The 26,759-nt window shown below is 48.4% G+C and carries 26 protein-coding genes; 6 read left to right on the plus strand and 20 right to left on the minus strand.

The window, feature by feature from the left end:
* Nucleotides 1-31 precede the first annotated feature (31 nt).
* Nucleotides 32-796 carry a MerR family transcriptional regulator gene (locus KNO65_RS09675; protein WP_214783727.1) on the plus strand — a complete coding sequence of 255 codons (765 nt, stop codon included), beginning with the start codon at nt 32-34 and terminating at the stop codon, nt 794-796.
* 9 nt (nt 797-805) lie between these two features.
* Here the strand turns inward: KNO65_RS09675 and KNO65_RS09680 are convergent, their stop codons facing one another.
* From KNO65_RS09680 to KNO65_RS09715, 8 genes are read right to left on the minus strand one after another with little or no spacing between them, the layout of a single operon-like run.
* Entirely contained in the window at nt 806-1,456 is a 651-nt protein-coding gene (locus tag KNO65_RS09680; protein WP_214783731.1) for a hypothetical protein, read from the minus strand.
* Nucleotides 1,457-1,460: 4 nt separating this feature from the next.
* The gene (locus tag KNO65_RS09685) at nt 1,461-2,210 is read right to left on the minus strand and encodes a hypothetical protein (protein WP_012727418.1); all 750 of its coding nucleotides are present in this window, start codon (nt 2,208-2,210) and stop codon (nt 1,461-1,463) included.
* Nucleotides 2,211-2,243: 33 nt separating this feature from the next.
* Nucleotides 2,244-3,374, minus strand: coding sequence for a glycosyltransferase family 4 protein (locus KNO65_RS09690; RefSeq protein ID WP_214736494.1), 1,131 nt, complete (start codon nt 3,372-3,374; stop codon nt 2,244-2,246).
* Complete coding sequence (locus KNO65_RS09695; protein ID WP_214783734.1) at nt 3,362-4,687, minus strand: nucleotide sugar dehydrogenase; 1,326 nt, start codon at nt 4,685-4,687, stop codon at nt 3,362-3,364. Before KNO65_RS09695 ends, KNO65_RS09690 begins: the two co-directional genes overlap by 13 nt.
* A gap of 26 nt (nt 4,688-4,713) precedes the next feature.
* Complete coding sequence (locus tag KNO65_RS09700; RefSeq protein ID WP_214783737.1) at nt 4,714-6,066, minus strand: phenylacetate--CoA ligase family protein; 1,353 nt, start codon at nt 6,064-6,066, stop codon at nt 4,714-4,716.
* 17 nt (nt 6,067-6,083) lie between these two features.
* Nucleotides 6,084-7,427: a phenylacetate--CoA ligase family protein gene (locus KNO65_RS09705; protein WP_214783740.1), complete on the minus strand. Its 1,344-nt coding sequence runs from the start codon at nt 7,425-7,427 to the stop codon at nt 6,084-6,086.
* Nucleotides 7,427-8,455, minus strand: coding sequence for an NAD-dependent epimerase (locus KNO65_RS09710; protein WP_214774295.1), 1,029 nt, complete (start codon nt 8,453-8,455; stop codon nt 7,427-7,429). The genes KNO65_RS09705 and KNO65_RS09710 overlap by 1 nt, the downstream gene beginning before the upstream one ends.
* Entirely contained in the window at nt 8,452-10,362 is a 1,911-nt protein-coding gene (locus KNO65_RS09715; protein ID WP_214774293.1) for a polysaccharide biosynthesis protein, read from the minus strand. Before KNO65_RS09715 ends, KNO65_RS09710 begins: the two co-directional genes overlap by 4 nt.
* Nucleotides 10,363-10,755: 393 nt before the next feature.
* Between KNO65_RS09715 and KNO65_RS09720 the strand changes: the two genes are divergently transcribed.
* Nucleotides 10,756-11,508: a homing endonuclease associated repeat-containing protein gene (locus KNO65_RS09720; protein WP_214774291.1), complete on the plus strand. Its 753-nt coding sequence runs from the start codon at nt 10,756-10,758 to the stop codon at nt 11,506-11,508.
* Nucleotides 11,509-11,563: 55 nt separating this feature from the next.
* Here the strand turns inward: KNO65_RS09720 and KNO65_RS09725 are convergent, their stop codons facing one another.
* The 4 genes from KNO65_RS09725 to speE all read right to left on the minus strand — a co-directional run bounded on the left by KNO65_RS09725 (nt 11,564) and on the right by speE (nt 14,816).
* The gene (locus KNO65_RS09725; RefSeq protein ID WP_214774289.1) at nt 11,564-12,520 is read right to left on the minus strand and encodes a sodium-dependent bicarbonate transport family permease; all 957 of its coding nucleotides are present in this window, start codon (nt 12,518-12,520) and stop codon (nt 11,564-11,566) included.
* 218 nt (nt 12,521-12,738) lie between these two features.
* The gene (locus KNO65_RS09730; protein WP_031422162.1) at nt 12,739-13,098 is read right to left on the minus strand and encodes a Na-translocating system protein MpsC family protein; all 360 of its coding nucleotides are present in this window, start codon (nt 13,096-13,098) and stop codon (nt 12,739-12,741) included.
* Nucleotides 13,099-13,980 carry an agmatinase gene (gene speB / locus KNO65_RS09735; protein ID WP_012727428.1) on the minus strand — a complete coding sequence of 294 codons (882 nt, stop codon included), beginning with the start codon at nt 13,978-13,980 and terminating at the stop codon, nt 13,099-13,101.
* A complete protein-coding gene (gene speE, locus KNO65_RS09740; protein WP_012727429.1) occupies nt 13,977-14,816 on the minus strand; it encodes a polyamine aminopropyltransferase in 840 nt (279 codons plus the stop codon). Before speE ends, speB begins: the two co-directional genes overlap by 4 nt.
* A 201-nt stretch (nt 14,817-15,017) precedes the next feature.
* Here speE and KNO65_RS09745 point away from each other — a divergent pair, with 201 nt between their 5' ends.
* The 4 genes from KNO65_RS09745 to cls all read left to right on the plus strand — a co-directional run bounded on the left by KNO65_RS09745 (nt 15,018) and on the right by cls (nt 19,322).
* The gene (locus KNO65_RS09745) at nt 15,018-15,956 is read left to right on the plus strand and encodes an EAL domain-containing protein (RefSeq protein ID WP_214783743.1); all 939 of its coding nucleotides are present in this window, start codon (nt 15,018-15,020) and stop codon (nt 15,954-15,956) included.
* 180 nt (nt 15,957-16,136) lie between these two features.
* Entirely contained in the window at nt 16,137-17,321 is a 1,185-nt protein-coding gene (locus KNO65_RS09750) for a chloride channel protein (protein ID WP_214783747.1), read from the plus strand.
* A gap of 65 nt (nt 17,322-17,386) precedes the next feature.
* On the plus strand, nt 17,387-17,737 hold the full coding sequence (locus tag KNO65_RS09755; RefSeq protein WP_214734814.1) for a hypothetical protein: 351 nt from the start codon (nt 17,387-17,389) through the stop codon (nt 17,735-17,737).
* A 55-nt stretch (nt 17,738-17,792) separates the two neighbouring features.
* On the plus strand, nt 17,793-19,322 hold the full coding sequence (gene cls / locus KNO65_RS09760) for a cardiolipin synthase (RefSeq protein WP_353047432.1): 1,530 nt from the start codon (nt 17,793-17,795) through the stop codon (nt 19,320-19,322).
* On the opposite strand, the gene KNO65_RS09765 is transcribed toward cls, so the two are convergent.
* From KNO65_RS09765 to KNO65_RS09800, 8 genes are all read right to left on the minus strand, one after another.
* Nucleotides 19,298-19,837, minus strand: coding sequence for a TVP38/TMEM64 family protein (locus KNO65_RS09765; protein ID WP_031422152.1), 540 nt, complete (start codon nt 19,835-19,837; stop codon nt 19,298-19,300). The two genes, cls and KNO65_RS09765, sit on opposite strands and share 25 nt — an antisense overlap.
* Before the next feature lie 58 nt (nt 19,838-19,895).
* A complete protein-coding gene (locus KNO65_RS09770) occupies nt 19,896-21,173 on the minus strand; it encodes a dicarboxylate/amino acid:cation symporter (protein ID WP_214783753.1) in 1,278 nt (425 codons plus the stop codon).
* Between the two features lie 157 nt (nt 21,174-21,330).
* On the minus strand, nt 21,331-21,834 hold the full coding sequence (locus tag KNO65_RS09775; protein ID WP_214783756.1) for a YwhD family protein: 504 nt from the start codon (nt 21,832-21,834) through the stop codon (nt 21,331-21,333).
* Nucleotides 21,835-21,889: 55 nt separating this feature from the next.
* Nucleotides 21,890-22,939, minus strand: coding sequence for a DUF871 domain-containing protein (locus KNO65_RS09780; protein WP_214783759.1), 1,050 nt, complete (start codon nt 22,937-22,939; stop codon nt 21,890-21,892).
* A gap of 60 nt (nt 22,940-22,999) precedes the next feature.
* Nucleotides 23,000-24,373: a PTS transporter subunit EIIC gene (locus KNO65_RS09785; protein ID WP_214742159.1), complete on the minus strand. Its 1,374-nt coding sequence runs from the start codon at nt 24,371-24,373 to the stop codon at nt 23,000-23,002.
* A gap of 13 nt (nt 24,374-24,386) precedes the next feature.
* Nucleotides 24,387-25,280: an N-acetylmuramic acid 6-phosphate etherase gene (gene murQ, locus KNO65_RS09790; RefSeq protein ID WP_214783763.1), complete on the minus strand. Its 894-nt coding sequence runs from the start codon at nt 25,278-25,280 to the stop codon at nt 24,387-24,389.
* 107 nt (nt 25,281-25,387) lie between these two features.
* On the minus strand, nt 25,388-25,849 hold the full coding sequence (locus tag KNO65_RS09795; protein WP_214783767.1) for a GNAT family N-acetyltransferase: 462 nt from the start codon (nt 25,847-25,849) through the stop codon (nt 25,388-25,390).
* Nucleotides 25,846-26,694 (minus strand): MurR/RpiR family transcriptional regulator, encoded by an 849-nt coding sequence (locus KNO65_RS09800; protein ID WP_031422140.1) that lies wholly within the window; start codon nt 26,692-26,694, stop codon nt 25,846-25,848. The genes KNO65_RS09795 and KNO65_RS09800 overlap by 4 nt, the downstream gene beginning before the upstream one ends.
* Nucleotides 26,695-26,759: the final 65 nt, after the last annotated feature.

The raw sequence follows: 26,759 nt of genomic DNA on the forward strand, positions 1-26,759 counted from the left end.
ACCTTTACGCTTTGACTAAGGAGGTGAAGGGATGTATTCGATTCAACAACTTGCATCACTCGCTGGAACGACAACACGAACGCTTCGACATTATGACGCAATCGGTCTTCTCGTCGCGAGTCGCGACGTCAACGGCTATCGGCGTTATTCTTCGAGCGACGCGGAGCGATTGCAACTCATCTTACTCTATCGCACGCTCGATGTTCCCCTCGATCAAATCGAGGAATTGCTTGATTCAACGACGTTCAACCGGATTGATGTGTTGAGCGGACATATCGAGGCGTTGCGACAGAAAGCAGCCTATTTCGCTCAGCTTGCCGAGACGGCAGAAGCGACCCTCACCTCACTCAAAGGAGGGATTCCAATGGATGACAAGTCATTATTTGATGGATTATCTTATGAGGAGATTCAAGCTCACGAGGCGAAACATCAAGAGGAAGTGCAGGAACGTTGGGGAGAGACTTCAGCTTACAAGACAGCACAAGATCGGGCGCAGAAGCGATCGAAAGCGGATTGGGAGCGCATCAATCAAATGCAACTCGATTTAATTGCGCCACTCGTTGATTTATTTCGTTCACAAGTCGCAATCGAGGACGACCGTGTTCAATCGATTGTGAAAGACAATCATCTGTTCATCGACACGCACTTCTACGACTGTTCACTCGACATGTTCAGCGGACTCGGGCAGATGTATATGGCGGATGAGCGATTCACGGCATTTTATGATCGCTTCGAGCCGGGGCTCGCTGCGTATTATAACGAGGCCATCCAATACTATTGTATCGCGAATAGTTAAGTCCAAGCCTCAGGCTTGGACTTTTTGTCGTCGCTCGGTGTCTTCTTGCGACCCTATTTGAAGATGTTTTTGCAACATCGGGAGACTCGTCGCCAAATAAATATAAGGGAAGGTCGAGAAGTTGTCTGTTCCACCGGTATAGATGACCTCACTCGCTAGTGGGGTCCATCCTTTTTTCGTCCACTGGCAAAGTTGAACTTCTTTTCTCGATGTGTGGGTATGGAATCCCCAATACGCATGTCGTTGTCCTACTGCCATCGATGGGGTGATGGTTAAGATGAGACAGTTCATCTCTTGTAAAAATCGTTCGTTCATTTCTGCAGCTTCGTACATGATGATGACGTCAGGTTGTAGGTGTCGAATCGTATGTTCCGCTTTCTTGTCTTGAAGGGAAACGACACGCGCTATACGCTGTTCTGGAATCAGATCGTCACAGAACGCATACCGTGACTGCAACTCCTTGATTCGTTCTCGACTGAATCGCCGCATCATGGGAGTCAGGAAGCGAATGTACGATTGTGTCAGAAGTCCTTTCCACGTGTCGACATGAGTGGGTGTCGGACCATCTTCCATAATCACATGCGTGACGCCTAAATCCCGTATCGCTTGATAGACAAGTGTTGAACTCCAATGGTCACCCGTGCAGAGTACAATTCGCATCTTTTCATCTCCCTCCACTCTGATTTGCGGTTTGACGCATCTCCCGGACCGCCACATCAAATGAACCAAACATTTGTTGAATGTCTTTTAATGTTGGACGGTTGCCCTTTTCTTTTTGCCACACTTCATACCCCCACGGTGAGAGAGCCGTCAAATGTTCATCTGCCTCGTGTAGCGCGTCCATCATCTGCTTCTCCGTGAACAGTTCGCGCGTGGAGATGCCAATCTCGTCTAACGCTTGGGACCAGGATCCGAAACGCCTCACGACTTTTGTGATACTCGGACGTTGGTTCTGCTTGGCCCATTTGGCGTAAGCGGTCGACGTCAATGGATGAATCTCTTCATTGGCATCGAGCAGTGATTGGATGATTTCGCATTTTTGATCGAGCGAAATGATACTCTTCAAATTCGCTTCAATCAGTGCCACTTTCCACGACCCGAACTGAATGACGACCTCCGTCAACGTCGGTGCATCATTGGTCATGGCCCACTTTCGATAATCTGCACTATTGAATGAATCGTGCTCTTTCGCCGCTTCACGAAGCATTTGAATCATTTCCTTCTTTGTGAACCGTGGCGTTTGCTGTTCCAATCCAGCCAATCGTAGTACGTTCGACCATGATCCGTACGTTTCCAATAATTCCACCACGGTTGCCCCGCCGTGAATCTTTTGCCATTTCTGATACATGTAGATGGTGAGGCGACCTTCTGAAGAAGCCTCTTGTAAGTGATCAATCAGTTGTTGCTTTCCCATGCCGCCTCCCCCTTACGTGATTGACGTATCGGCTCATCCCACTTCACGGCTACTAATTTGTGCGAATAGGTGAAGTTGACGACTTAAAATTTTCGTTTCGTCAAATTTTTCTTCGACCACTTCGCGACCACGTTGCCCGAATGAATAACACTGTTCAGGATGTTCAATGAACCAGCGCATCGCCAAGGTCAGCGCCTCAGGTCGACCGACCGGAACGAGAAAGCCGGTTTCCCCATCTGTGACCTCTTCTCGACAGCCACGGATATCGGTAGCGATGACAGGTAATCCGGATGCCATGGCTTCGAGAATGGAGCGTGGCAAGCCTTCACGATAAGAGGGAAGTAAAAAGACGTCGTGTGCTGCAAATAATGAAGGGGTATCCCGAACGAATCCGGCGTAGTGAACCTGTGGATTTTTGGCTAAGTGCGCCTCGACTTGTTTCGCCGTCTCTTGATCACGTTCACTCGTCATCAACTCTCCAGCAATCGTCAACGTCGCGTTCGGATAGCGTTTCGTCAGTTCATCGAATGCCTGGAGTAAATCCAGGATTCCTTTTTCTTGAACGAGCCGTCCTACGAACAGAAACTTTAAACGTTCTGGGGAAATGTGTTTCTCTGTCGGATAAAACCGAGTCAAATCGATTCCGTTTCCGAGATGCATCAATCGTTCGTCTTCTTTGAAATGCCTTGTTTTGGCGAGTGAGTAATCTTCCTCGCTTTGGAGCAACAACCAATCGGTCGCCAATGCCGCGAGTGATTTCTCTAACCAGAAGACGAGTTCGTATGCGATTCGACCCATTCGTTCATGAAAGTAGAATCCATGTGCCGTATAGAGAATATGTGGTGTCCTGGCAATGCGGGCCGCGACTCGTCCTAACGCTGCGGCCACCGGGGTGTGAACATGGATGGCATCATATTTTTCACGACGCAATAGCCTTACCAACTCTTGAATGGTCTGTAGGTTACGCTTCGGGCTAAACTTTCGATCAATCGGCAACGTATGAATGACCCAGCCTTCGTCCCGAAGCCGATCCGTCCGATCACCGTAAGCGCACGCGACGTCGACTTCGTGCCCTTCCGCCTTGAGCGACTCAATGAGAGGACGTAGCAACACATCCGCTGTCATATCGACGGCGCAGAACTGGAGGATTTTTAAAGGCGCCATAAGTGCACCTCCTCCGGCTTCATCGCGCGATCGAGCATGCCTTTCAAGTCAATGACGATGCCACGACCTAACTTCAGCTGGCGTTTCGCAATCGTCCAACCCTCTTGAACGAATTCATCGTGAGACACGGCATAGATGACGACATCCGCTGGTTTTAAGTCACAGTATGATTTGACATCGATTCCATACTCTCGTCGTACCTCTTCCGGATCGACGAGCGGGTCACACACTTGCACTTCTAAGCCGAACTCCTCGACCTCTCGAATCAAGGAAGCCACTTTCGAATTTCGGATATCACTGACGTTCTCTTTGAAGGACATCCCGAGGACCGTTACGCGCGATCCGAGAATGGCCATGTTTTGACTGATCATCGTTTTTATCAATGATGTGGCGACGAAACGTCCCATCGTCTCGTTGATTCGACGACCTGCTAAAATCACTTCCGGATGATAACCGAGCATTTCAGACTTCATCGTCAAATAGAGTGGGTCGACGCCGATACAATGTCCACCGACTAGACCTGGTCGGAAGTTTAGGAAGTTCCACTTCGTCCCGGCAGCCTCTAACACCTCGAGCGTATCGATGTTCATGCGATCGAAGATGATGGCCAATTCATTCATCAACGCGATGTTCAAATCTCGCTGTGTATTCTCGATCACTTTGGCCGCCTCAGCCACTTTAATCGAGGAAGCACGATGAACGCCGGCATCGACTACCGTCTCATAAACAGCCGCTACCACATCGAGTGTTTCTTCATCCTCCGCAGCTACGACTTTTTTGATTGTGCGGAATGTATGCTCACGGTCGCCCGGATTGATTCGTTCTGGAGAGTAGCCGACTTTAAAATCGATCCCGGCCCGGAGACCTGAAGTTTTTTCAAGTAAGGGGATACACTCTTCCTCTGTCAGTCCCGGATAGACCGTAGATTCGTATACGACAATCGTGCCCGGTCGCAAATGCGCTCCAACAGCACGAGTCGCGCTACAAATTGGTCCTAGATCTGGTTGATTTTGATCATTGATGGGTGTCGGCACAGCCACGATAATGAAATCCGCCTCTCCAAGTTTGGCGACATCCGTCGTATATAAGACCGCTGCTTGCTCAAGATCTACTGATTCAACTTCTCGCGTGCTGTCGAGATGATGATTCAGCTCATTGATGCGCGTTTCATTGATGTCTACTCCGATGACATCTCCTACGCCACCTAACGCAACAGCGACAGGGAGTCCGACATATCCTAGTCCGACTACAGCTACGTGACGATTGGCAATGGTTTTTCGTGTTGTACGTGATTCTGAGATGAGTTTATCCATGTCCATCTGCCTCCTGAGATTCGGAATTATGCGGTTTTATCGATCACAATGACTTTTCCATTCGGTCCTCGAGGAATCGATTGCACGGCGGTCAACGTAATCGTGACCTCTTTGCCGAACAGTAGTTCAAGCTCGCTCCTCATAATCTCTTCATGTTCTGGCTTGAAGCGTTCAAGATCCGGGACGTATTTTAGTTCGATATGATACAAATCATGTTGTCGATACTGCGTTTGGATCACCGAGTTGGGTAACACTCGGACAACGGTCGTCAAATCCCCTTCGTAGATTTTTTGTTTGTTCGGCGTGAGTACATAATTGCTTTCACGTCCCTCAATGGAAGTGACGAACGTCCCTCCCTGTCCACAAGCACATGTCCCCTCTCCAATCTTCATCCGATCGCCAATCCGGTAACGAATGAGCGGTGTCCCATGGGTCGTAAAGCTCGTCACTAAAATTTCCTCGTGATCCCCATACGACTCGATCACGCCTGTTTCGTGGTGGAGATGCATATTGCCATGAGTACATTCCGTTAAAATCGGCGCGCCTTCAGAAGACGCGTACTGATCAAAGACCGGGGCATTAAACGCCTCTTCTAAGATGGCTCTTCCTTGAGGCGTAATCGTTTCGGCAGTCGGAAAAATAGCCAGTAATTGAAATTCAAGTGGAACCTGATTTTCTTTGATGTATTTCGCGATTTCAATCATGGCAGACGGTGCACTGTCTAATACGACTGGCTTGAATCGATTTAATGCGTCGATGTAATGAGGGATGGTCTGAGGATTGACATGATAGAGCGAGAATAGCAGTTGATTGAGCGGTCGATTGTAGCGCCAAAATACAGGTTTTTCTTGATTCGGATTACAAATTTTCCGTCCTGTGAAACTGGCTCGTTTCATTCCTCTGACAAACCCGTGCTGTGCTTTGAAAAAGTCAACGTGGGCCATACGTCTTTGATAGTCTTCTTTCGTAAAATGAACTTGTAGGGACGTCCCTGTCGTTCCACCGGTCCGTCCAAGAATGTCTGTTTTGATGTTCGAGTGGATGTCCAGATTTTTACGAACTGTTTCTTTTTCGAGGATCGGGATGCGCTTCAACTCTTCCATCGATTGAAGGGGAAGAACAATCTCATTTTCTTCAAACAGTTTTTGATAATATGCATTGTGCGTCGCACAGAATTCGAGAAACGCATTGAGTCGCTTCAATTGATCGGCTGCGACAAGTACCCCATCTTTTGGACGATTGGCTAAAACGACTAACTCACGCTCATATGTGCGTCCGTACCGTTCTTGCCATAGTTTCATTCCATATAATGTCGTCATCCATTGTTGTAATCGAATCGGTGATTTCATGTATAAATCACGAAGCGCAAACCCTGCCATGGTGTAGTCTCCTCTCGCTAAGTGTAAAGTCGTTTCACGACTCGAACTTTTCCGTTCTTTTCTTTTTTGATGCTCTTCACATCTCGTAGAAGCACTTTCATCCGTGAAGTAAACAGACGCTCGACTTCTTTTTGGAGCGCGACTTCATGTTCAGGTTCAAATCGTGCTTCATCCTTCACGTACAGCATCTCGATTTCGTCTATTTTGTGTTGTAGCACTTGGATTTGAATAATGGAGTTCGGCAACACGCCGACCGCTGCCGTCAAGTCCCCTTCAAACACCTTATAGCCTTCCGGCGTCTCAACATAGTTCATTTGACGACCGTCGATGGACTCGATAATGGTGTCATGCCGTCCACATGGACACATCGCTTCACTGATGGTCATCCGATCGCCGATGCGGTAGCGAATTAGCGGTGTTCCATGTGTCGTGAAACTGGTGACGAGTGCCTCTCCAAACGCATCCGTCTCGATGATTCCCATCTCAGGGCGTAAGTGCATCTTCCCGCACTCGCACTCCGTGACGATGGGAGCCCCTTCCGAGGAAGCATATTGATCGTAAACCGGCGCTTGGAACATCTCTTCTAGTAACAGTCGTCCGGATGGTGTGAGCGTCTCCGAAGTCGGAAATAAAGCAACCGGTCGGAACGATAACGTCTTTTGATGGGTTTTCAAATATTTTGCGATTTCGATCATATCGGAAGGTGAACCGTCGAGCGCGGCCGGTTGAAATTCGTTCAACGAATCGATGTAGTGTGGAATCGTCGTCGGATTCGAATGCACGACCGAGTAGAGCATTTGCTTCATCGGGGCATTGTACCGCCAGTACACTGCATTCTTTTGAGTCCGGGGACAAATCATCCGCCCTGTAAAACTAGCTCGCTTCATCCCGCGGTGAAAACCATGTTGTTCTTTAAAAAAATCGAGATGCGCCATCCGCATTTGATAATCGTATTCGGTGAAACGAACCTGAATCGATTTCCCCGTCGTTCCGCCCGTCATGCCGATGATCGGGGCATGAAGGTTAGAAAAGATGGTCTCATCCGTTCGAAGCGTCTCTTTCTCCAAAGGGGGAATCCGCTTAAAGTCTTCTAAGCTCTTTAAGGGTAAGGTAACCCCGTGTTTTTTGAAGAGTCGCTGATAGTACACGTTGTGTTGATTACAAAACTGTAGGAATTGATTCAAATGATTGAGTTTTGCATCAGGTGACGCTTCATTTGGAGCACGTCTCAGTCGCTCCAATTCCTGCTCATAATACTGACCGTATCGCTCCCGATATAACTTGATTCCATATAAGGAAACCAGCCAATTTTGGAGGCGAATCGGTGAGTGTGCATAAATCCGATCCTGTAAAATCCCCATTACTCGATGCCCTCCTTCAACACTTGATGATAGGCGATGTACCAGTCGATAAACGCGTTTACGCCATCGCGAATCGACGTCTGTGGTTGAAAGTCAATCGATTCATACAAAGAGGAGGAGTCTGCAAAACTTGCAGGTACATCACCCGCCTGGAGTGGTAACAAGCGGAGGATGGCTTTCTTTCCGACTCGCTCTTCGATGGTCCGAATAAAATCCATCAAGGATACCGGTTGCTGATTTCCAATGTTATAGACACGAAACGGGACGTCACTCCGGTCAGGTAGAGGATGTTCATAATCAAATTCCTCGTCTGCCATCGGTGCGATATCCATAAGTCGGACAATCGACTCGATGATGTCGTCGATGTATGTGAAATCTCGTTCCATCTCACCGTAGTTGTAGACGTCGATTGGTTCGCCTTTTAAAATCGCCTCCGTAAATTTGTATAGTGCCATATCAGGGCGTCCCCATGGCCCATAAACGCTGAAGAATCGCAAGCCCGTCGTTTTCAGACCGAACAAATGGCTGTACGTATGAGCCATCAACTCATTCGCCTTCTTCGAAGCCGCATACAAGGATAGCGGATGATCGACCGGGTGTTGTTCGGAAAATGGCATCGCCTGATTCGAACCGTAAACCGAGCTCGATGAGGCATAAATCAACTGTTCTACTGGATAGAAACGACAAGCCTCCAAGATGTTCAAGAAACCAACGATGTTGGATTGAATATAGGCATCCGGATTTTCTAAGCTGTAGCGTACACCGGCCTGAGCCGCCAAATTGACCACGATTTGAGGTTGGTTTTTTTCAAAGACACGCGTGATCGCCATCTTATTTTCTAGGGCATCACGATAGAGTTTGAAACGAGGATGCGTCAACACATGAAGTCTTGATTCTTTTAATCTCGGGTCGTAATAGTCATTGACCACATCGATCCCGATGACATGATGTCCTTCTTTTAGCAACCGTCGAGCCAGATGAAAACCGATGAACCCGGCCACTCCGGTCACGAGAACTGTTTTTTTCATAACGATTTCCTCCTTTGCGTTGACTCGTTGACTCGCATCCGTACCGGTTCGATTTGTGGTGCAAAAATACTTTCCATCACTTCTTCTGGCAGTTCGTTATTTGCGACAAACAACAAGAAAGACGTGAGGCCGTTCGATTGATCGAGTAGATATTCAATCGTTTTCAAAATTGGATCGACCGATTTAAATGGTCTTGTACATCCGACGAAAATCTTTTCATATACTTGATTCGTATGTTCGCTCGTCGCAAGCAGTTCTTCGAACAATTTTTCACCAGGACGAATGCCACTGAACTGAATCGGGATTTGCTCGAGGGTGAAGCCGCTTAGCGTAATCATCCGTTTCGCGAGATCGACGATTTTGACGGGATTTCCCATATCCAGTACGAACACTTCGCCGCCGTTTGCGCGTACGCTCGCTTGAATGACGAGGCGACTCGCTTCCGGGATGGTCATAAAGTATCGGGTCATCTCTGGATGCGTCACCGTAATCGGTCCGCCCCGCTGAATTTGTTCTTTAAAGAGCGGAACGACGGAGCCACGACTTCCTAAGACGTTGCCGAAACGAACGACCGAGAATGTCGTTTCGCTATGTCGCGCCTGCTGTTGGACAATCATTTCTGCTACTCGTTTCGTGGCACCCATCACGTTTGTTGGATTGACCGCCTTATCAGTAGAGATCATGACGAAGCGCTTCACTTCAAAGAAATCGGCGGCTTCGACCATGTTCTTCGTTCCGTATATATTGTTTTTCACGGCCTCTCTCGGGTTGTCTTCCATCAACGGAACGTGCTTATGGGCTGCCGCATGATAGACGACGTCCGGTCGATACTGATCAAACACTTCCGTCACCCGTGCCCGGTCTTGGACGTCACCGATGACAGGACAAATCTCTGTATCAGATCCGAGTAAGCGAAGTTCCCGATCGATTGCATATATGCTATTCTCGCCATGTCCAAACAGGATCAATTTTCCTGGACTAAATTTCATCAATTGACGACAAAGCTCTGAGCCAATCGACCCTCCCGCACCCGAGATGAAAATGGTCAATCCACTCAACGTCTGAGAGATTTCCGAAACGTCGAGCTGAACTGGTTCACGGCCGAGCAAGTCTTCAATGGCTACTTCACGAATCTCATTTAATGACACCTTTCCGGATGCGAGTTCCGCAAGCATCGGCAATGCATGGGATTCGACGCCTGTCTTTTCGATTCGTTTCAATAGTTGGACTCGATCCCCATATGGAAGAGAAGGAATGGCCAACACGACCACTTCGATATTCAATTCTTCAATTTTTCGTTCCAGTAAATCGATTGAACCGATGACCGGTGTCCCGTGAATGTAGAGACGGTGAAGCATTGGATTATCATCCAACACCCCGACCACATGTAGCACATTCGTTCGATGTTCTTTCAGTTCTTTAATGATTTTTTGACCCGATTCCCCACCACCGATGACCAAGGTAGCTTTTCCATTCGACACCGGTGCGTGAAATTGGAAAAACGATCGTGTCCTAGCGACGAGTCGGATAAATAACATGCCGTTAAATGCGAGTAAGCTCTGAATAAAAATCGCTTGATAGGAAAAGCCATCCAATAATACGTATGATGCGAATAAGACGAACGTGTCACTCATGACCAAAACAATCGCCAGTAATTGCAGCTCACGCATCGATCCGTATCGCCAGTCGATTCGGTATACCCGAGTCACCCATCCTAAAATGAGAAGAACGAGCGTCTTCAATCCGAGAATCGTGATCAAATCTAGCGGGTCAGACGTTACCGTCGGATCATTCGCAAAGAATAGGTCAAACGTCACAAAAATCGCGAGCCCTGCAATCGTGATATCGAGTAACATCAAGAGCGCATTTTTTCGATCAATGGGAGACCGAACAGTTGGAGTACTCATCCTTTCACCACCTTCCATCCCAATCAGCTTCAAGTTGATGCTAGATAAGTACCCGTTCAAGATTCACAATTCAAAAGAAAAGAATAGCTTTTTGATACGAATGACATTTCGTCATGAAACGGTTTAACAAATGTGTAATGAGTTTTTACTTTCTTTTGTGAATATTTTTAATTTATATGGGTATTATGGGAAGTAGAAGGTAGGACATTTGGATTATTTTCACTTTAAAATTTTGTTTATGTCGCAATATCCCAAAGTAGTCAATCCATTCAACTCCCTTCCTTCTCACTCGTCACTGGACACATGTTCGAGCTTTCCTTCAGGACCACCATTGTTTAACCACACCATGACCTTTGAAGCCACGACTTGCTTCTGAAAAGGAGAGACATCACGATGAAACGATGGACAGAGCAACAGATCCTCTCATGCCTAAGACAAGCAGCGAATGAACTTGAAGAATTTGACACAAAACAGTACACACTATGGGCCCGAAACAAAGACGTTCCTTCCCTATCGACCGTGATTTACAAATTTGGTTCTTGGCGGGAAGCCGTTCAAGCGGCGGAGATTAAGATGTTGTATCGCTATTATTCAGATGAAGATATTTTGACGGCACTGATTGAGGCTTCGGAAGAACTTGAGCTTTTCACGAGCCAAACGTATCGTGCCTGGGCAAAAATCTCTCAAGCCCCTTCCTTGACGCTCATCAGTAGCCGGTTCGGTTCGTGGTCGAATGCGTTACGCGAAGCCAAGCTTCAAACGACGACGGTACGGAACAATGAAGAACGGATCATCCAAGCGTTGATTGAAGCCTCTGAAAAGCTAGAGCGCCTCACGTCCCAACATTACGCCGTATGGGCACAAGAAAAAGGCTATCCGACGGTAGCGACAATCGCTCGTAAATACGGTTCATGGAGCTATGCGCTTTTTGTCTTGGACATTGCCCCTCCGAAACGTAAATGGGATGAGGAAGATGTCATTGATGCCTTGCAGTTAGCCAAAACGGAGCTCCCGCACTTTAGTATCCTCCACTACCGGAAATGGGCCGAAGGTCGAAACGTCCCGAGCACATCAACGATCAATGCCTTGTTCGGAAGCTGGACGGCCGCGTTAAAATGTATGGAAGAACAAAAAATAAAGCAGTAACTCGTACAGATGAACTCATACAAAAAGCGCCGACTCTTTCCGAGTCGACGCTTTTTCATGTGACGATGGCAATGTATAGTGGGATTCCAACTAACAAGTTGAACGGGAACGTCACAGCAAGCGAAAGGGTTAAATAAAACGATGGTTTCGCTTCCGGGACCGAGGCTTGCAACATGGCGGGAGCGGCGATATACGATCCACTCGCTGCGAGTGTCATCAAGAGAATCGTTCCGCCATCAGATAAATTGGCGATTCCCGCTGCAATAAAGCCGACAAGCGCCCCGACTAACGGAAACACCATCCCCATCATCATAAATTTCAGTCCATATGACGGGACCGTTTTCAATTGCTGTCCGACTTTTACCCCTAAACCTAATAAGAAAAGGAGTAACACGCCCGGGAACAAGTCGACGAAAAATGGTTTGAGTGGTGTGGCGTCTGGTGTCACCAGTCCAACAATCAGACCTGCAAACATCAAGAGGATGCTTTTCGAGAATAAACTCTCCCGTAGCACAGATAGAGAGTTCGCCTTCCCTGACGTAGCGGTGATCCCGAATACTTGCGTCTGATTATATAGGAGCAACGCCACAATCAGACCGGGGATTTCAAGGACGACGACCAATGTCGTCATGAACGGTTCATATGCAATCCCGAGACGTTCGAGCTGTGTCGACGCGGCCACATAGGTGACGAGTGACACCGAGCCGAACGTCGCAGCCATGGCAATTCGCTCGGGGAATGAGAATTTGAACATTCCTCCGACATAGAACGCGAGAAGCGGTAGCAAAATTCCAATCAACAACGTCACTGTCAGCGGTAATGCGATATCTTCAAAAGATACCGAGGCGAGTCCCATGCCTCCCTTCAGTCCGATGGCAAGCAGTAAGTAAATGTTGAGTGTCGTACTCAGTGAATCCGGGATCTTTAAGTTTGATTTTCCGACTGCGGCGATGACGCCCGTCACAAACAGTAGTACCGGGGCGCTCGTCAATAAAAATAAAAACAATTCCATACATTTTCCTCCTTGGCGACAAAAAAGCGCACACCTAAAGAAGGCGTGCGCTGTATGCCGACGGCTCGAATGATCGCTCCGTCAGGCCGACAACTGTCGGTTTATTGAATTGGTCAGTAGCTCCGTCATAAGATTTCGAAAGCACGCTTCATCATGACTCGTCCAGTCGCTCCTATATACGTCTCTGCCTTTCATTTTAAGAAGGTAACGTTTCGTTGTCAATCGGTTTGATCCCAAGGGGCATCTAGTCGGAACACGATGAGACGCTCCCCTGTTTTCGTACTGATGTCCGTATGGAGCGAGACAATCGAACGACCAAGTACTTGCCCGACAATCGTTTCGAGTTGACTCCGCCCTGATTCGACGAGATTGTTGCGGTATTTCTTCAATTGCTCGCGACCTGACGACTTAGTAGCCAAGTCATACTCGGCCGGCGTCAACACGCCTTGGAGTGTGACGATGGCGAGGTCTCGAAGCAGGTCTGCCTTACACGTCAATGACCCGCGACCCAAATATTCTTTTTCCCATTGGGTAATCCGAGCGCTCAGTTCCATTTCCAGCTGACCCTTTTTCCGCATTTACTTCACGAATCCAATCATCATCTCACGAAGAATCTTAGCTGCTGCGATGGCTGTCATGTCTGACTGATCGTATGCTGGTGACACTTCGACAAGGTCGGCACCGATGATGTCGAGGTCTGCGTTCGCAATCGCATGTACCGCTTCGAGCAATTCTTTCGTTGAGATGCCACCGATTTCTTGTGTCCCTGTCCCTGGTGCCGCTGACGGGTCGAGGACGTCGATGTCGATCGTGACATATACTTTTTTACCAGCGAGTGTCGGCAAGACGCGCTTGAGTGGTTCAATCACTTCAAACTGATGCATGTTGTAGCCGACTTCACGTGCCCACTCAAACTCTTCTTTCATTCCTGAACGGATTCCGAACGAGTAACAGTTCGATGGTCCAATCAAGTTTGCCGCTTTTTTGAGCGGAGTCGAGTGTGAGAGCGGCTCGCCTTCATACTCATCGCGAAGGTCCGTATGCGCATCCAAGTGGAGGATGACGAAGTCGTTGCCGTACACGTCGTGCATCGCTTTGATGATCGGCCATGTGACAAGGTGTTCGCCGCCCATGCCGAGTGGGAACTTACCTGCTTTGACGACATCTTTGACGAACGCCTCAATCATATCGAGCGACTTCGGTGCGTTCCCGAATGGAAGCGGGATATCGCCTGCATCGTACACCGCGGCATCAGCCAAGTCGCCGTCTAAATATGGGCTGTACTCCTCAAGTCCAATCGATACTTCACGAATCCGGTTCGGACCGAAACGCGAACCTGGACGGAAGCTGACTGTCCAGTCCATCGGCATCCCGTAAAGAACCGTCTTCGCCTCTGTCACCTCTGGGAGGCTGGCGATAAACACTTTACCTGAGTAGGCTTCATCGAAACGCTTAATCATTTTGTTAAGTCCTCCACGAATTTCGGAAGGACGAACGCTGCATTGTGAAGCTTCGGCGTGTAGTATTTCGTTTCGATGTCATGGAAACGCTCCGCTGATACTTGTTCCGGATCGTATTTCTTCGAGCCGATTGTGAACGTCCACATGCCACTCGGATACGTCGGTACGTTTGCTGTGTACAATTTCGTAATTGGGAAGATTTCCTTCACGTCACGTTGAACCGTTTGAATCAGTTCTGGTGTGAACCATGGGTTATCCGTTTGAGCCACAAAGATGCCATCCTCTTTGAGCGCTTTTGAAATCCCTGCATAGAACCCTTTTGTGAAGAGGTTGGCTGCTGGTCCGACCGGTTCAGTCGAGTCGACCATGATGACGTCGTACTCGTTTTCTGACTTCGCGATATGCATGAATCCGTCACCGACGATGACTTCAACACGCGGGTTATCGAGCTCACCCGCAATATTTGGTAAGTATTTCTTCGAATATTCAATAACTTTCCCGTCGATATCTACGAGAACCGCTTTTTCCACTGATGGGTGTTTCATAATTTCACGGATGACACCGCCGTCTCCCCCACCGACTACGAGCACATGCTTCGGATTCGGGTGTGTAAAGAGTGGGACGTGTGCGACCATCTCGTGATAGACGAATTCGTCCTTATCCGTCGTCATGACCATCCCGTCAAGTAACAACATCGTTCCGAACTCGTCCGTTTCGACCATCTCTAGTCGTTGAAACTCCGTTTGTTCGCTCTCATAAACGTGGTTTACACGGAACGTAATCCCGTAATCTTCTGTTTGGTGCTCCGTAAACCATAATTTTAATTTTTGGTCCATCGATAGAACCCCTTTCTGTTCAAAAAGTTGTTCGTATGCGAGTGGCGTTTTGAGGCGCTTCTTAATCATACGATAGGAAGTATACAAAACCTGTACCCATTTTGCACGATTTTTTTGATGAATGTCTCCGGAATGTGAGTTTTTTGTGAGATACGACCGATATACTGATTGAACCAATTCTGAATCGAAAGGTGGAATAGTATGTGGTCACCCTGTGCTTCTTGTAACACAACAATTCCTTTGATTGCTCAAGGGACACTCGTCACGAAATTCAAGGAATACCCTTATAAATCATTTGAAGAACTCGATACGCTCCTTCTGCATGCGGAAGGGACGGTTTACTGTGTCGATTATAACTCCAACAGTCAGACACCTCCACTTGAGGTCGAAGCACTAAAAGATCAGCTTGCCAATCGGCACATCATTGAACAGATTCAGCACGGCACGTTCGAGAGTCACCTCCAGCCAATCATCTTCCTCGATTCTACGGAAACATTCGGGTACGAGGCACTCCTCCGTAGCGGCGCCAACATCTCGCCCTATGATTTATTCCGGACGGCAAACCGCTTCGGTCTTCATTCGAAGCTCGATCAACGCGCCCGCGCGGAAGCAATCAAGGCGACATTTGAAGCCGTCGCCCCTCACCAAAAGACATTCATCAACTTCTTACCCTCGACGATTTACAACCCGGACTATTGTCTCCAGCACACGTTCGATATCATCGACCGATATAACCTCAGCCCGGACCGTTTTATCTTTGAGGTCGTGGAGACGGAGAAGGTACATGACGTCGACCATCTCCAACACGTGTTTTCGACCTATAAACAACGCGGGATGAAAGTCGCGCTAGACGATGTCGGGGCAGGTTTCTCAACCATCGATATGTTGAAGCGACTCGAACCGGACTATGTCAAAATTGACCGTTCCTATATCTCGTTTTGTGATGAAGACGCTGAAAAACGCACTTTCCTCAGACAAGTGCGTGCGTTGACCCACTCGATGGGGATCACTCTTCTTGCTGAAGGCGTAGAACGTATGGAAGAGGCAGATGTCTGTCGTGAGCTCGGATTCGATTTAGCGCAAGGCTATTTCTTCGGAAAACCGGCTCCTGCTAATCAATACAAGATTGAAATCGCATAAGTCAACACGTTCAAAAGCACAGGAATCGACCTCGTCGACATCCGGTGCTTTTCTTTTTTAGTCACAGAAATTGTGTCGCCCTCCCCTTATGGTTTCATCTACTTTTAGGTTTCGTTCAGAGATGTTCAGGAGATAGCATATTATAGAAGGTTGATGTGAGCGAAAGAGGTGGAGATGTCGATGAAATCATGGATTGTCAGTGGGTATGCAATTGCACTTGGAGTCATCATCGGTTTAGTAAGTTGGCTGTTCTTATCTGTCGTTTATAAAGGGATTCACGTCGTATGGCACACGGTACCTGAGCAATTTGATATTCCTTTTTATCTGTTTCTCGTGCCGGTTATCGCCGGTGTATGCATCGGTCTGTTGCAACATCGGTATGGACGAATGCCTCGTCTCATGCCAGAAGTGATGGAAGAACGAAAAGATACCGGTCGTATCGACTATCGCTTGATTGGATTCACAACGTTGACCGCCCTTCTCGTCCTCATCGGAGGTGCAAGCCTCGGTCCTGAGGCCGCGCTCGTCGGCATCGTCGGTGGACTCACAACATGGTTTTCGGATCGCATCCGTCACGTCCGTCAAGAATTAGGAGAATTACAAGAAGTCGGTCATGCCGTCGTGCTCGGGATCGTCTTCAACGCACCACTGTTTGGTGCGATTGCGGCTGAGGAGAACGAGCAGAAGAAACAACCGATGCTAAATCTGCTGGCGACACTCGCCGGGATTGGAACGTTTTATTTATTGAACCAACTGGACGAGCGTCCACCATTCATTATCAAATTTCCGGAGATGGAAACGATTCAACTCAATTGGACCGTCATCTTGATCGTCCTGAGCGGCATTCTTCTCGGCTGGCTTTACTTAATCAGTGAACATGCCATGATGCAACTCTTTTCGAACGTCCCCATCTTGTTGCTCACCACGCTCGGTGGAGTCGGAATCGGTGGGATGGCGCTCTTGTACCCGGACCTTCTCTTCTCCGGAGAAGAAACCATCCTTGAGTATATCGACGAGTGGCGTCTGATTCCGCTCTACACCCTTCTTTTGTTTAGTGTACTGAAACTGCTCTTTACCGCATTCTGTTTAGCGACCGGTTGGCGTGGCGGGCACATCTATCCTCTTCTTTTTTCTTCATTCACGCTCGGTTACTTTTTCAGTTTACTGTTTGACATCGATATGACGTTTTCCGTCGTCTTGACGACGAGCGCCTTACTTGCGACGGCGATGCGACAACCGCTGGCCATTATCGTATTACTCGTTCTCTTTTTCCCGCCGAATAGTTGGCTCTATGTATTCGCAGTCGTTGCAGTCGTTTCAAAAATTCCGCTCCCTTCGTTCATTCATTCGCCAACGAAACCTTGATTTTAGATATGAAAAAAAGGGTAAGAGATGAATAGTTATGCACTCTCTCGAAAGGAGGAACGGTTGTGAGCGAATATGAAATGGCCATTGAAAACCTAATTGACGCGGTTAGCTCGGATTGGATTAGTATCATTTTAGCTATTTTAGTCGTGATCATGGGGATAGTCGTCTTCATCTATGTCATCATGACAATCGTCGACATGTTTTTATCCAAAGATATCGTCTGGGGAATCGTTGAAGTCATCGCTCTATTCGTGGGACTGGCAGTGCTTTTGTCCGTCTTCTACTATTGGAATCGGAATCGGGTCAAAGCACAGTTTGGTCTCTTCCTCGTCTTGTTCTCTCTCGCAGTGAATGTGTACTTCTTCGTTCGCTATGCGGATGAAATCAATGCTGTTTTGAACAGCGTGTACTAAAAAACGAGGGGGAATTCCCCCTCGTTTTCATCGTTCATCGAAATATAGAAAGGTGGTGTTTCCTTTGAAACGTCGCGTAATTCAACTGATCATCATGGTGATCAGTGTCATCTTGCTTATCGGTCTCTTGTTCTGGCTCGACGTCCTTATTCCTATATTAATTGGAATCGCCATCATCGCACCGCTCGTCGTCGGATGGCAAATTCTATTTGACCAAGTACAACCTCAAGGGAAGCTCGCCTGGTTACTGACCGTCTTCTTCATTCCATTCATCGGTGTCTTGGCATGGGTCATGTTTGGCCGTACGCCACGCCGTCATCGACGCTTCAAACGAACGTCATCAGAGATCCGGATGCTACGGCAAGCAATCGAAAGCGAGAAAATTGAAACTTCACCTGATATTGTGTCGTCTTACCCGTTGACACGGACACTCGAAAAATTAGGCGCATCCGGTGCCGATGGTCATACTTCGACTAAACTGCTCGTCAACGGTGAACAGAAATTTGATGCATTATTAGACGCCATCAACCATGCAACCGATCATATCCACATCCAATACTACCTCTTTCGGACGGATGACATTTCGTTAAAAGTTAGAGACGCCCTCATTCAAAAATCGAATGAAAATGTCATTGTCCGCTTTCTGTATGACGGACTCGGTAGCCAAGAAATCGGGGAAGAGTTTATCCAACCGTTACGGGAGTCCCGTGTCCACGTTCAGGCGTTCGACCCCGTTTTGCATCCGTACCTGGTGTTTAACGCCAACTTCCGCAATCATCAAAAACTGATTGTCGTGGATGGGCGAATCGCGCTAACAGGCGGGTTGAATGTCGGGGATGAATATCTTGGGAAGAATGATAAACTCGGTTTTTGGCGTGACACCCATCTCCGTCTTGAAGGTCCGCTCGTCCGAGAATTGCAACAGCTCTTTGTCGAGAACTGGCTATACGCAGGACAAGGGACGAGTGATGAAACATGGGATTTGTTCGCAGATGAAGAGCACCTCTCTCAGTACTTTGTGAATGAACCGAAAGGGCAAAACGGTGCGACACAACTACTCGTCACATCGCCTGGTAAAGACGTCACGATTCGCGATGGACTCATGCGTCTGTTGATGGATGCCAAAGAATCGATTTGGCTCACCACCCCATACCTTGTCCCCCCACCTGAACTATTGGCCATTCTTGAAGTCGCAGGTCGTAGTGGCATCGATGTCCGAATCGTTGTACCGGGCAAAGGAGACGAATGGTTCAGCTTCCATGCGACCGAGTATTATTTTGAACAATTGTTGAAGCGCAATATCAAAATTTATAAATACAATCGCCATTTTATCCATGCGAAAACACTACTGATTGATGGCAAAGTTGCCCTCGTCGGGTCAGCCAACTTCGATTTTCGTAGTATGTTTCTAAACCACGAGATGATGATTGCCCAATTCGATACTACATCCATTCAAGAACTGCATGAGGCATTCTTAAAGGATTTTGAAGAGTCTATTTTAATCGATTGGACCATGCTGCGGAAAAAGACGACCGGCAAACGTTTCGTCGAAGCGTTTTGTCACATTTTCTCGCCACTTCTTTGACGCATTCGCCACACAAGATACGTAATGGCGACGACGCCAACTAAAAACAGCTGCCATCCGATCGTCAACTGCATCGCTGCCGTCACTGCCAGTCCTTCCATGACCAAGGCAGGAATCTTTCCGATTGTGCTCGCGACAGCGAACGAGGCAAGCGTCATGCGACTGAACGCTGCCGATAACGTGACAAGACCAGAGGGGACAAACGGCATGAGACGCATCCCGAGGACGAGAAACCAAGCCTCGGCTCCTTCGGACTCCCGGAGACGTTGAAATCGACTTCCATTCGGAGAGACATAACGGTGTAACGCCTTCCGATAAAGAATGAAACTGACGATAGCGCCAACTGCCTCCCCGACAATCGATACGAGGATGCCCGGAACGAGACCGAGCACACTCACATTGATGGCTGTCAAAAAAGCACTCGGGAGGACACCGGCGACCGCAATCACACTATTCAATAAAATACTGATCATCAAAAATAAAGGGAGCGGGAGCAGTTCCCATTCCATAATCATCACTCTTTCTCTTCACAAAATAAGGACCATGACATGTTTGTCATGGTCCTTCACTATATCATAGCGATGATGAAGAGGTCGCGCCTGCCTCATCCCACGAGTCTTCGTCGACTGGTGGTAAATGTTTTTCTTCCAATTTCGAAACGACAACTGCACATGCCGCATCCCCCGTGATGTTGACAGATGTGCGAAGCATATCGAGAATACGGTCGACCCCGATAATGAGGGCGATTCCCTCTACCGGTAAGTTGACTGACTGAAGCACAAGCGCAAGCATGACGAGTCCGACTCCTGGTACACCCGCCGTACCGATGGAAGCGAGCACCGCTGTGATGACGACTGTCAACAACTGAGTCATTGTTAAGTCAGAAGCGAACACTTGCGCGATGAAAATCGTCGCAACCCCTTGCATGATCGCTGTTCCGTCCATGTTGACCGTTGCCCCAAGTGGCTGTACGAACGACGAAATCGAACGCGGCACACCGAGTTTTTTCTGTGCGACTTCCATCGATACTGGAAGCGTCGCATTTGACGAAGAAGTCGAGAACGCGAACGTCATCGCCTCATAGAAGTTCTTGAAGAAGAAGACTGGGCTCATCTTCCCGATGAAGTAAACCGCTGCCCCGTAGACAATCGTTGCATGTAAGAATAGCGTCAAGACGACGGCAATCATATACCACGCCATTGCGACAACCGCGTCGAGACCGATGCCTCCGATTGCCGAAGCAATCAATGCGAATGCGCCGTATGGAGCGAGCTTCATGACGATATGGATGAGGTACATCATGATGCGATCACCTTGTTTGACGAATTGACGCCATGTCTTCGCCTTGTCCCCAAGTGCGATTAACGCAAATCCAATTAATGCTGCAAAGACGATGATTTGAAGCATGTTTCCTTCAGCGAGTGCCGTAATCGGATTCGTCGGAATCATATTGACGAATGTCTGTACGATATTTGACGATTCCTCGGTCGCCGTTGATTCAAATTCGAGACCTGTCGTTTGGAAGTCCCCACGCTCCCCTGGTTGTAAGACAGATGCGACGCCCATCGCCAACATAATTGCGAGTGCTGTCGTCGCTAAGAAGAACAAAATCGACTTCGTCCCGACCCGACCTAGCTCTTTCGGGTCCCCGAGACCCATGACGCCTAAAATAATCGAGAAGAAGACAATCGGCACGACTAACATTTTAATTAAATTCAAAAAGATCGTTCCGACTGGAGATAAAATATACGGATTTACAATCTCATAAATTGAATCCGGCAATCCTGCCAATCCGAGACCAACTACAACACCTAGCGCGAGACCGATTAAGATTTTTTTCGTTTCGCTCATCGTATCACCCTTTCTTTTTTTCACAATGTAGTCAGTATATCATAATACTGAATTTTCATACAATTACAAATGAATATCTCTTCAGTTACATAATTTCCTGTTACTCCCAAAAATGCGAAACAAAAAAGATTGGAGACGAAAAAATCGTCCAATCTTTTTACTCGGCGCCTAAGCGCTCGAGCTCTGCATGAAGTTCAGTCGAGTTTGCCCAAATCTCAGGGCGATGTTCTTGTAAGAAGCTCGCTAATACGCCACGGGACGGAGCGTCCATCATCTCGATTAAAATCCGACCCTTCAACGATTTGTCCATTTGATTGACGTGATAAGGCAATAGTTTATAGCCTCGTCTCGCTTCGACATCTACCAACATGTCACATGCCGCGACGCCGCCATAGTAAAAGCCTTCTCGTTTCCGACCGACCGTCACCCACACGATCCAGTATGGTTTCCCGTTCGGTACCGCTTCCGGATCCGTCAAAAACTTGATCCGTTTCTCGATGGCAGACTTGGCGTGCATCGCACCCATATCGATTGTCGCAACGCCTTCTTCGACATCGATGATGACCGGAGACATGTTATTTAAACTAAGCGAACCGACACCAAAACCGCCGTGCCCGTCCGTCGCGTCGTCTGAAATGATATTAAAATTAATGTCTTTCATGTTCCACCCTCCCTCTCTACTGTACACAATGATATAGGATGGTGGCAATCCTGAGTCACACCCACTCGATTTGGAAGCGTCCCCCTGGACCGATCTGTTGGATTAATGAACGATCTTCTTCAATGATCCTGCCGATCACATTGACGCGCTCATCTGCCGGTAAATCCCGCTTCGTTATTTGCAGTTCCCCTGCATAGCGCCCGTAACGTTCATTGTCGATTGTGATACTGCCGAGCACTCGTTCTTCTGTATCTCGCGGTTGAATCAAATGATGGCCTGGTCGTCCATACGCTCTCGATTCGACCGAACGGATGACGTCCCGAGCCGGGTCCATCCGATTCGTGTGACTGGTTATAAGCGAATCATCATGGTTTCGTGTGGTCGCTCGAAGAACGATGACGCCCTCGTCGTACGCCCGAAACTGTCGCATCGTCTGATCGGATATACGTGGGTCGCCAATCAAGATTCGATCGACCGTCGCTTGTAAATCGATATAACACGAAAACGGAGACTGATGGCGGTGCATCTCGAGTGTCGGTAATGTCTCATGAAGGGGGCCACGTAACCGTTCATCTCCAGGGATGAATGCTTGTACCTTGATTCCTTGTGACCGGAGCCAAAGATTTTTTTCATCAAACCATGCACGGTCCAGCCCGGTTTCCGGACGAGGATAAAAATTATGCCACGCTTCTACGCGTTCTCGTTGTAATCCATACCGATGCATCTCTTCAAGCTGCGTTTCCGTGAGCGTACTCGCATTGAGGGCGACCATCATATGTCGTGACAAATCTGCCACTTGTTTCGGTGTGACACCATAGTCAACACGTAACCCGGTGACGCCCCACTCCAACAGCGTATGCGCATCTTCCCAGGTCTTACCGAGCGTCTGTAGAGACGACGGGGCGATATCTGCCACGAGTTCCATCTTTAGACGCCTTGCCAACACACCTAATTGCTGAAGTCGTTCCGTATAGGTTGTCGGATCGTCTTCCGGAATATGGAGCGACGTGAAGATACTCGCAAACCCGCTCTCTCGCATACGTTCGATCCAATCAATGGACACAGACGTCAGTTCCTCACTTAAGTAAACGGAAATCCCTCTCATCTATTTCCCTCCTCACAAAACGTATAGAAAAAGATGACTCGACCGAGCCATCTTTGTTTGTCAAATCCCGTCCGCCATCTCTTCTTTGAAACCGAAGAAATAAGTGAACAGGAAGCCTGCCGTATATGAAATCAGTAATCCGGCAATGTACGTCAAATACATACCATTATCAATCAGCGGGGTGAGCGAGAGACCCGACACACCGATTCCGAGCGCCGCTGTCTTCATTGTCGCTTGGAAGGCGCCACCGACCGCAGCCCCGAGACATGCCGTTAAGAACGGACGTCCGAGCGGAAGCGTGACCCCGTATAGGAGCGGCTCCCCGATTCCGAGGAATCCGACCGGAATGGCCCCTTTGATAATGTTACGAAGGCGTGGGTTGCGCGTTTTCACAAAGATGGCAAGCGCTGCACCGACTTGACCCGCCCCGGCCATCGCCAAAATCGGGAGAAGGGCCGTCGTTCCGACCGTGTTCAACAGTTCCAAATGGATTGGTGTCAAACCGTGATGCAACCCGACCATGACAAGCGGTAAGAAGAATCCGGCCAAGAGTGCCCCTGCGACAGGTCCCCCAAATTCGAGCGTCGCATTGATTCCTCTCATGATACCGTCTGACAATACGCCAGCGACCGGCATGATTGCATACAAAGCAGTAAATCCAACAATCAAGACTGTAAAGAGTGGTGTGAAAATAATATCAATGGATACCGGCATGAAGCGACGAATGTGCTTCTCGATATACGTCATGAGCCAACCGGCAAAAATAACACCGAATAATCCACCACGCCCGACGACGAGCGGTTCTCCGTAAATGACGATGTCCGCGAGGAGCGGGTTGAACAGGATCCCCCCGGCAATCGCCCCGAGTACCGGCGTTCCTCCAAACTCTTTTGCCGTGTTCCAACCGACAAGGATGGCCAAATACGCGAAGACCGTGCTACCGAGTACGAGTAGAATCTGCATCCACGTCTCCGTCCGGTCGACGCCGGCGTTGACAGCAAAGTTCGCAGCCCCGTTAATGATCCCCGATGCGACAAGTCCCGGAATGAGCGGAATGAAGATGTTCCCGAGGCGGCGAAGGAATCGTTTGAACGGTGATTTTTGCTTTTCTTTCACCTTCTGGCGTTCGACCGCCGCACGTTCCTCTAACGTCAAGTTCGCATCTACCGACTCTTCCCCGATGGCGAGCCCCGTCTCATGACTCATATAATCTGCGACCCGGTTTACGGTACCTGGACCGACGACGATTTGTAGTGTCTCATCATCGATGACACCCATGACCCCGTCAATCTTTTTCAGTGCATCAATGTCTGCCTTCGTCCCATCTTTCAGCGTCAATCGTACACGTGTCATACAATGCGCGAGTTGACGGATGTTCTCTTTCCCCCCGACATGTGCGAGGATATCCCGTGCTAAAACCTCTTCTTTCTTCATCTCGATTTCCCCCTTATAGCGCCTCGCGGACGAATCCGTTCGCACGCTCTAATCGTTTGACAGCCTCCTCATAAGAGACGTCCGCTAAAATCATGACGATTGCCGTTTTGACGTGCCCCTTGGATGACACAAAATAACGCGCGGCCGTTTCCATGTCGACCCCTGTCGCTTCTGCAATCATCCGCTTGGCACGCACTTCTAACTTTTCATTCGTCGGTTGCACATCAACCATCAAGTTTTGATACACTTTACCTACTCCAATCATCGACGTCGTCGAAATCATGTTGAGGACAAGTTTTTGTGCCGTTCCCGCCTTCAATCTCGTCGAACCGGTCAGTACTTCCGGTCCCGTCTCCACTTCAATCGGATAATCGGCATGTCGACTGATGACTGCATCGCGATTGCATGAAATCGAAGCGGTTGTGGCACCGAGTTCCCGTGCGTAATCGAGACCTCCGACCACATATGGCGTTCGACCGCTCGCTGCAATCCCAACGACCGTATCCTCCGCCGTTAAGTGAAGCGCTTTCAAATCTGTGACTGCCAATTCTTTACTGTCTTCTGCTCCCTCGACGGCCTGAATGAGCGCGCGTTCGCCACCGGCAATCAGTCCGATGACTTGATTAGGTGATACTCCAAACGTCGGCACACACTCTGCTGCATCTAGAATCCCTAAACGTCCGCTCGTACCTGCACCGATATAAATCAAGCGACCGCCTTTACGAAAGGATGCGATGACTCGCTCCACGACTTGGGTGATGACCGGGAGTTGCTCTTGAATCACTTGAGGAACTTGTTGATCCTCTGCATTCATAATCGCCAATCGTTCCTCAATCGACATCTCGTCCAGGTGCATCGTTCGTTCATTCCGTCTTTCTGTAGCCAATTTATCTAGCATCGCCACCATCCTTTCTTCTCTATGATTTCATCGTACTATATTGAAATTTAAAGTCAATTTATAATTTAATTTTTATGAAATTTAATTTCAAAAAAACTTTAAAGAAAAACTCACTCTTAACGAATGAGTCGTTTCTTCAAGACGTGCACGCGTGTTCCTTTATTCGTGATCGAATCCTTCTCATACACGTATCCGTTTCGCTCCCAAAATCGGCGAGCTCTAACATTATGAGGAAGCACGCCTAACCGAAACTCCATTTGATACGGGCGCATATACTCTTCTTCCACTTGCTCATATAACGTTTGCGCCAAGCCAGTCCCGTGAAGGGTCTCATCGACGACGAACAATCCGAGCCAAAGCGAACCGTCCACGGGATGTCGTTTCAACAGGTCCGCGATGGCGACAACCCGTCCATCTTCACGAATAATGAGACTGACGGTGCCATCCGCTTCAAAATCCGCCACGTTCTCGTCACGAAACATCTCGACAGATTGTTCATTCAACCGAGCGAAGATATGTTGATGCATTAAAAAATCTTCTAACGCCGGTCGATCCTCGGCAGTGTATGGTCGAATCATCGGCGCAATTTCACCATCTCATCCCGGGCTTCTGCGTATCGATCAATCAAGCCTTCTCCCTTCCGGTGGAGGAGTCCCATATATAACGTATCGACAATCGTCAATTGCGTCATCCGTGAGGCGATACTGGCGATTCGGAAGTCACTCTCCACGTTCGGTGTACAGAGTCGTACGTCTGCTTCCCGATAGAGTGGTGATTTATCTAAATTGGTGATGGCGATGACCGGAACACGTTTCTTTTTCGCAAATCGGACGAGCTCGAGCACATCTTTCGTTCGTCCGGACGTGCTGATTGCGACGAATACATCAGACTTTCCTAAATGCGGAATCAGCGACAACATATAATGAAAATCGGGCGAGGTCGTGGCCGCATATCCCAGTTTCGTGAACTTATATTGCGCATCAATTGCCGCCGTCGAAGACCCCCCGACTCCGTAAAAGATGACGCGGTTCGCACGAGCGAACAGGTCCACCGCATGTTCAAGTTCTCGTTTGTCCATCGCTTCGGCGCACGCCTCGATGGCTGCTTTGTTCACATGGATGACTTTTTGGAACGAGTCATACGGCGTGTCCTTTTGCTGGAGGACGTTAAAGTCCGTCAGCGTCGTCTCCGTGACAGCCAAGTCTTTCACGAGCGCGAGCTTGAACGCTTTAAAACTATCGATCCCGACGACTCGTGCGAAACGAACGATACTCGCCTCGGATACATCCGTCTTTTGCGCAAGCTCTTTTGTCGTCATGTTTGGAATGAGTGTTGAATGGGACAAAATATAGTCGGCGATTTTCTTTTCGACCGCTGTCATATCCTCTTTCGCTAAATCAATTTTCGTAAGTAAGGATTCCATTTGGTCATCCCCTTCCTGCAACTGTTGTTCTTTTATGATAGCGGATTCCTTCCCCATATTCCAAT

It is taken from the genome of Exiguobacterium sp. S3 (assembly GCF_018617295.1).
GTDB lineage: Bacteria > Bacillota > Bacilli > Exiguobacteriales > Exiguobacteriaceae > Exiguobacterium > Exiguobacterium profundum.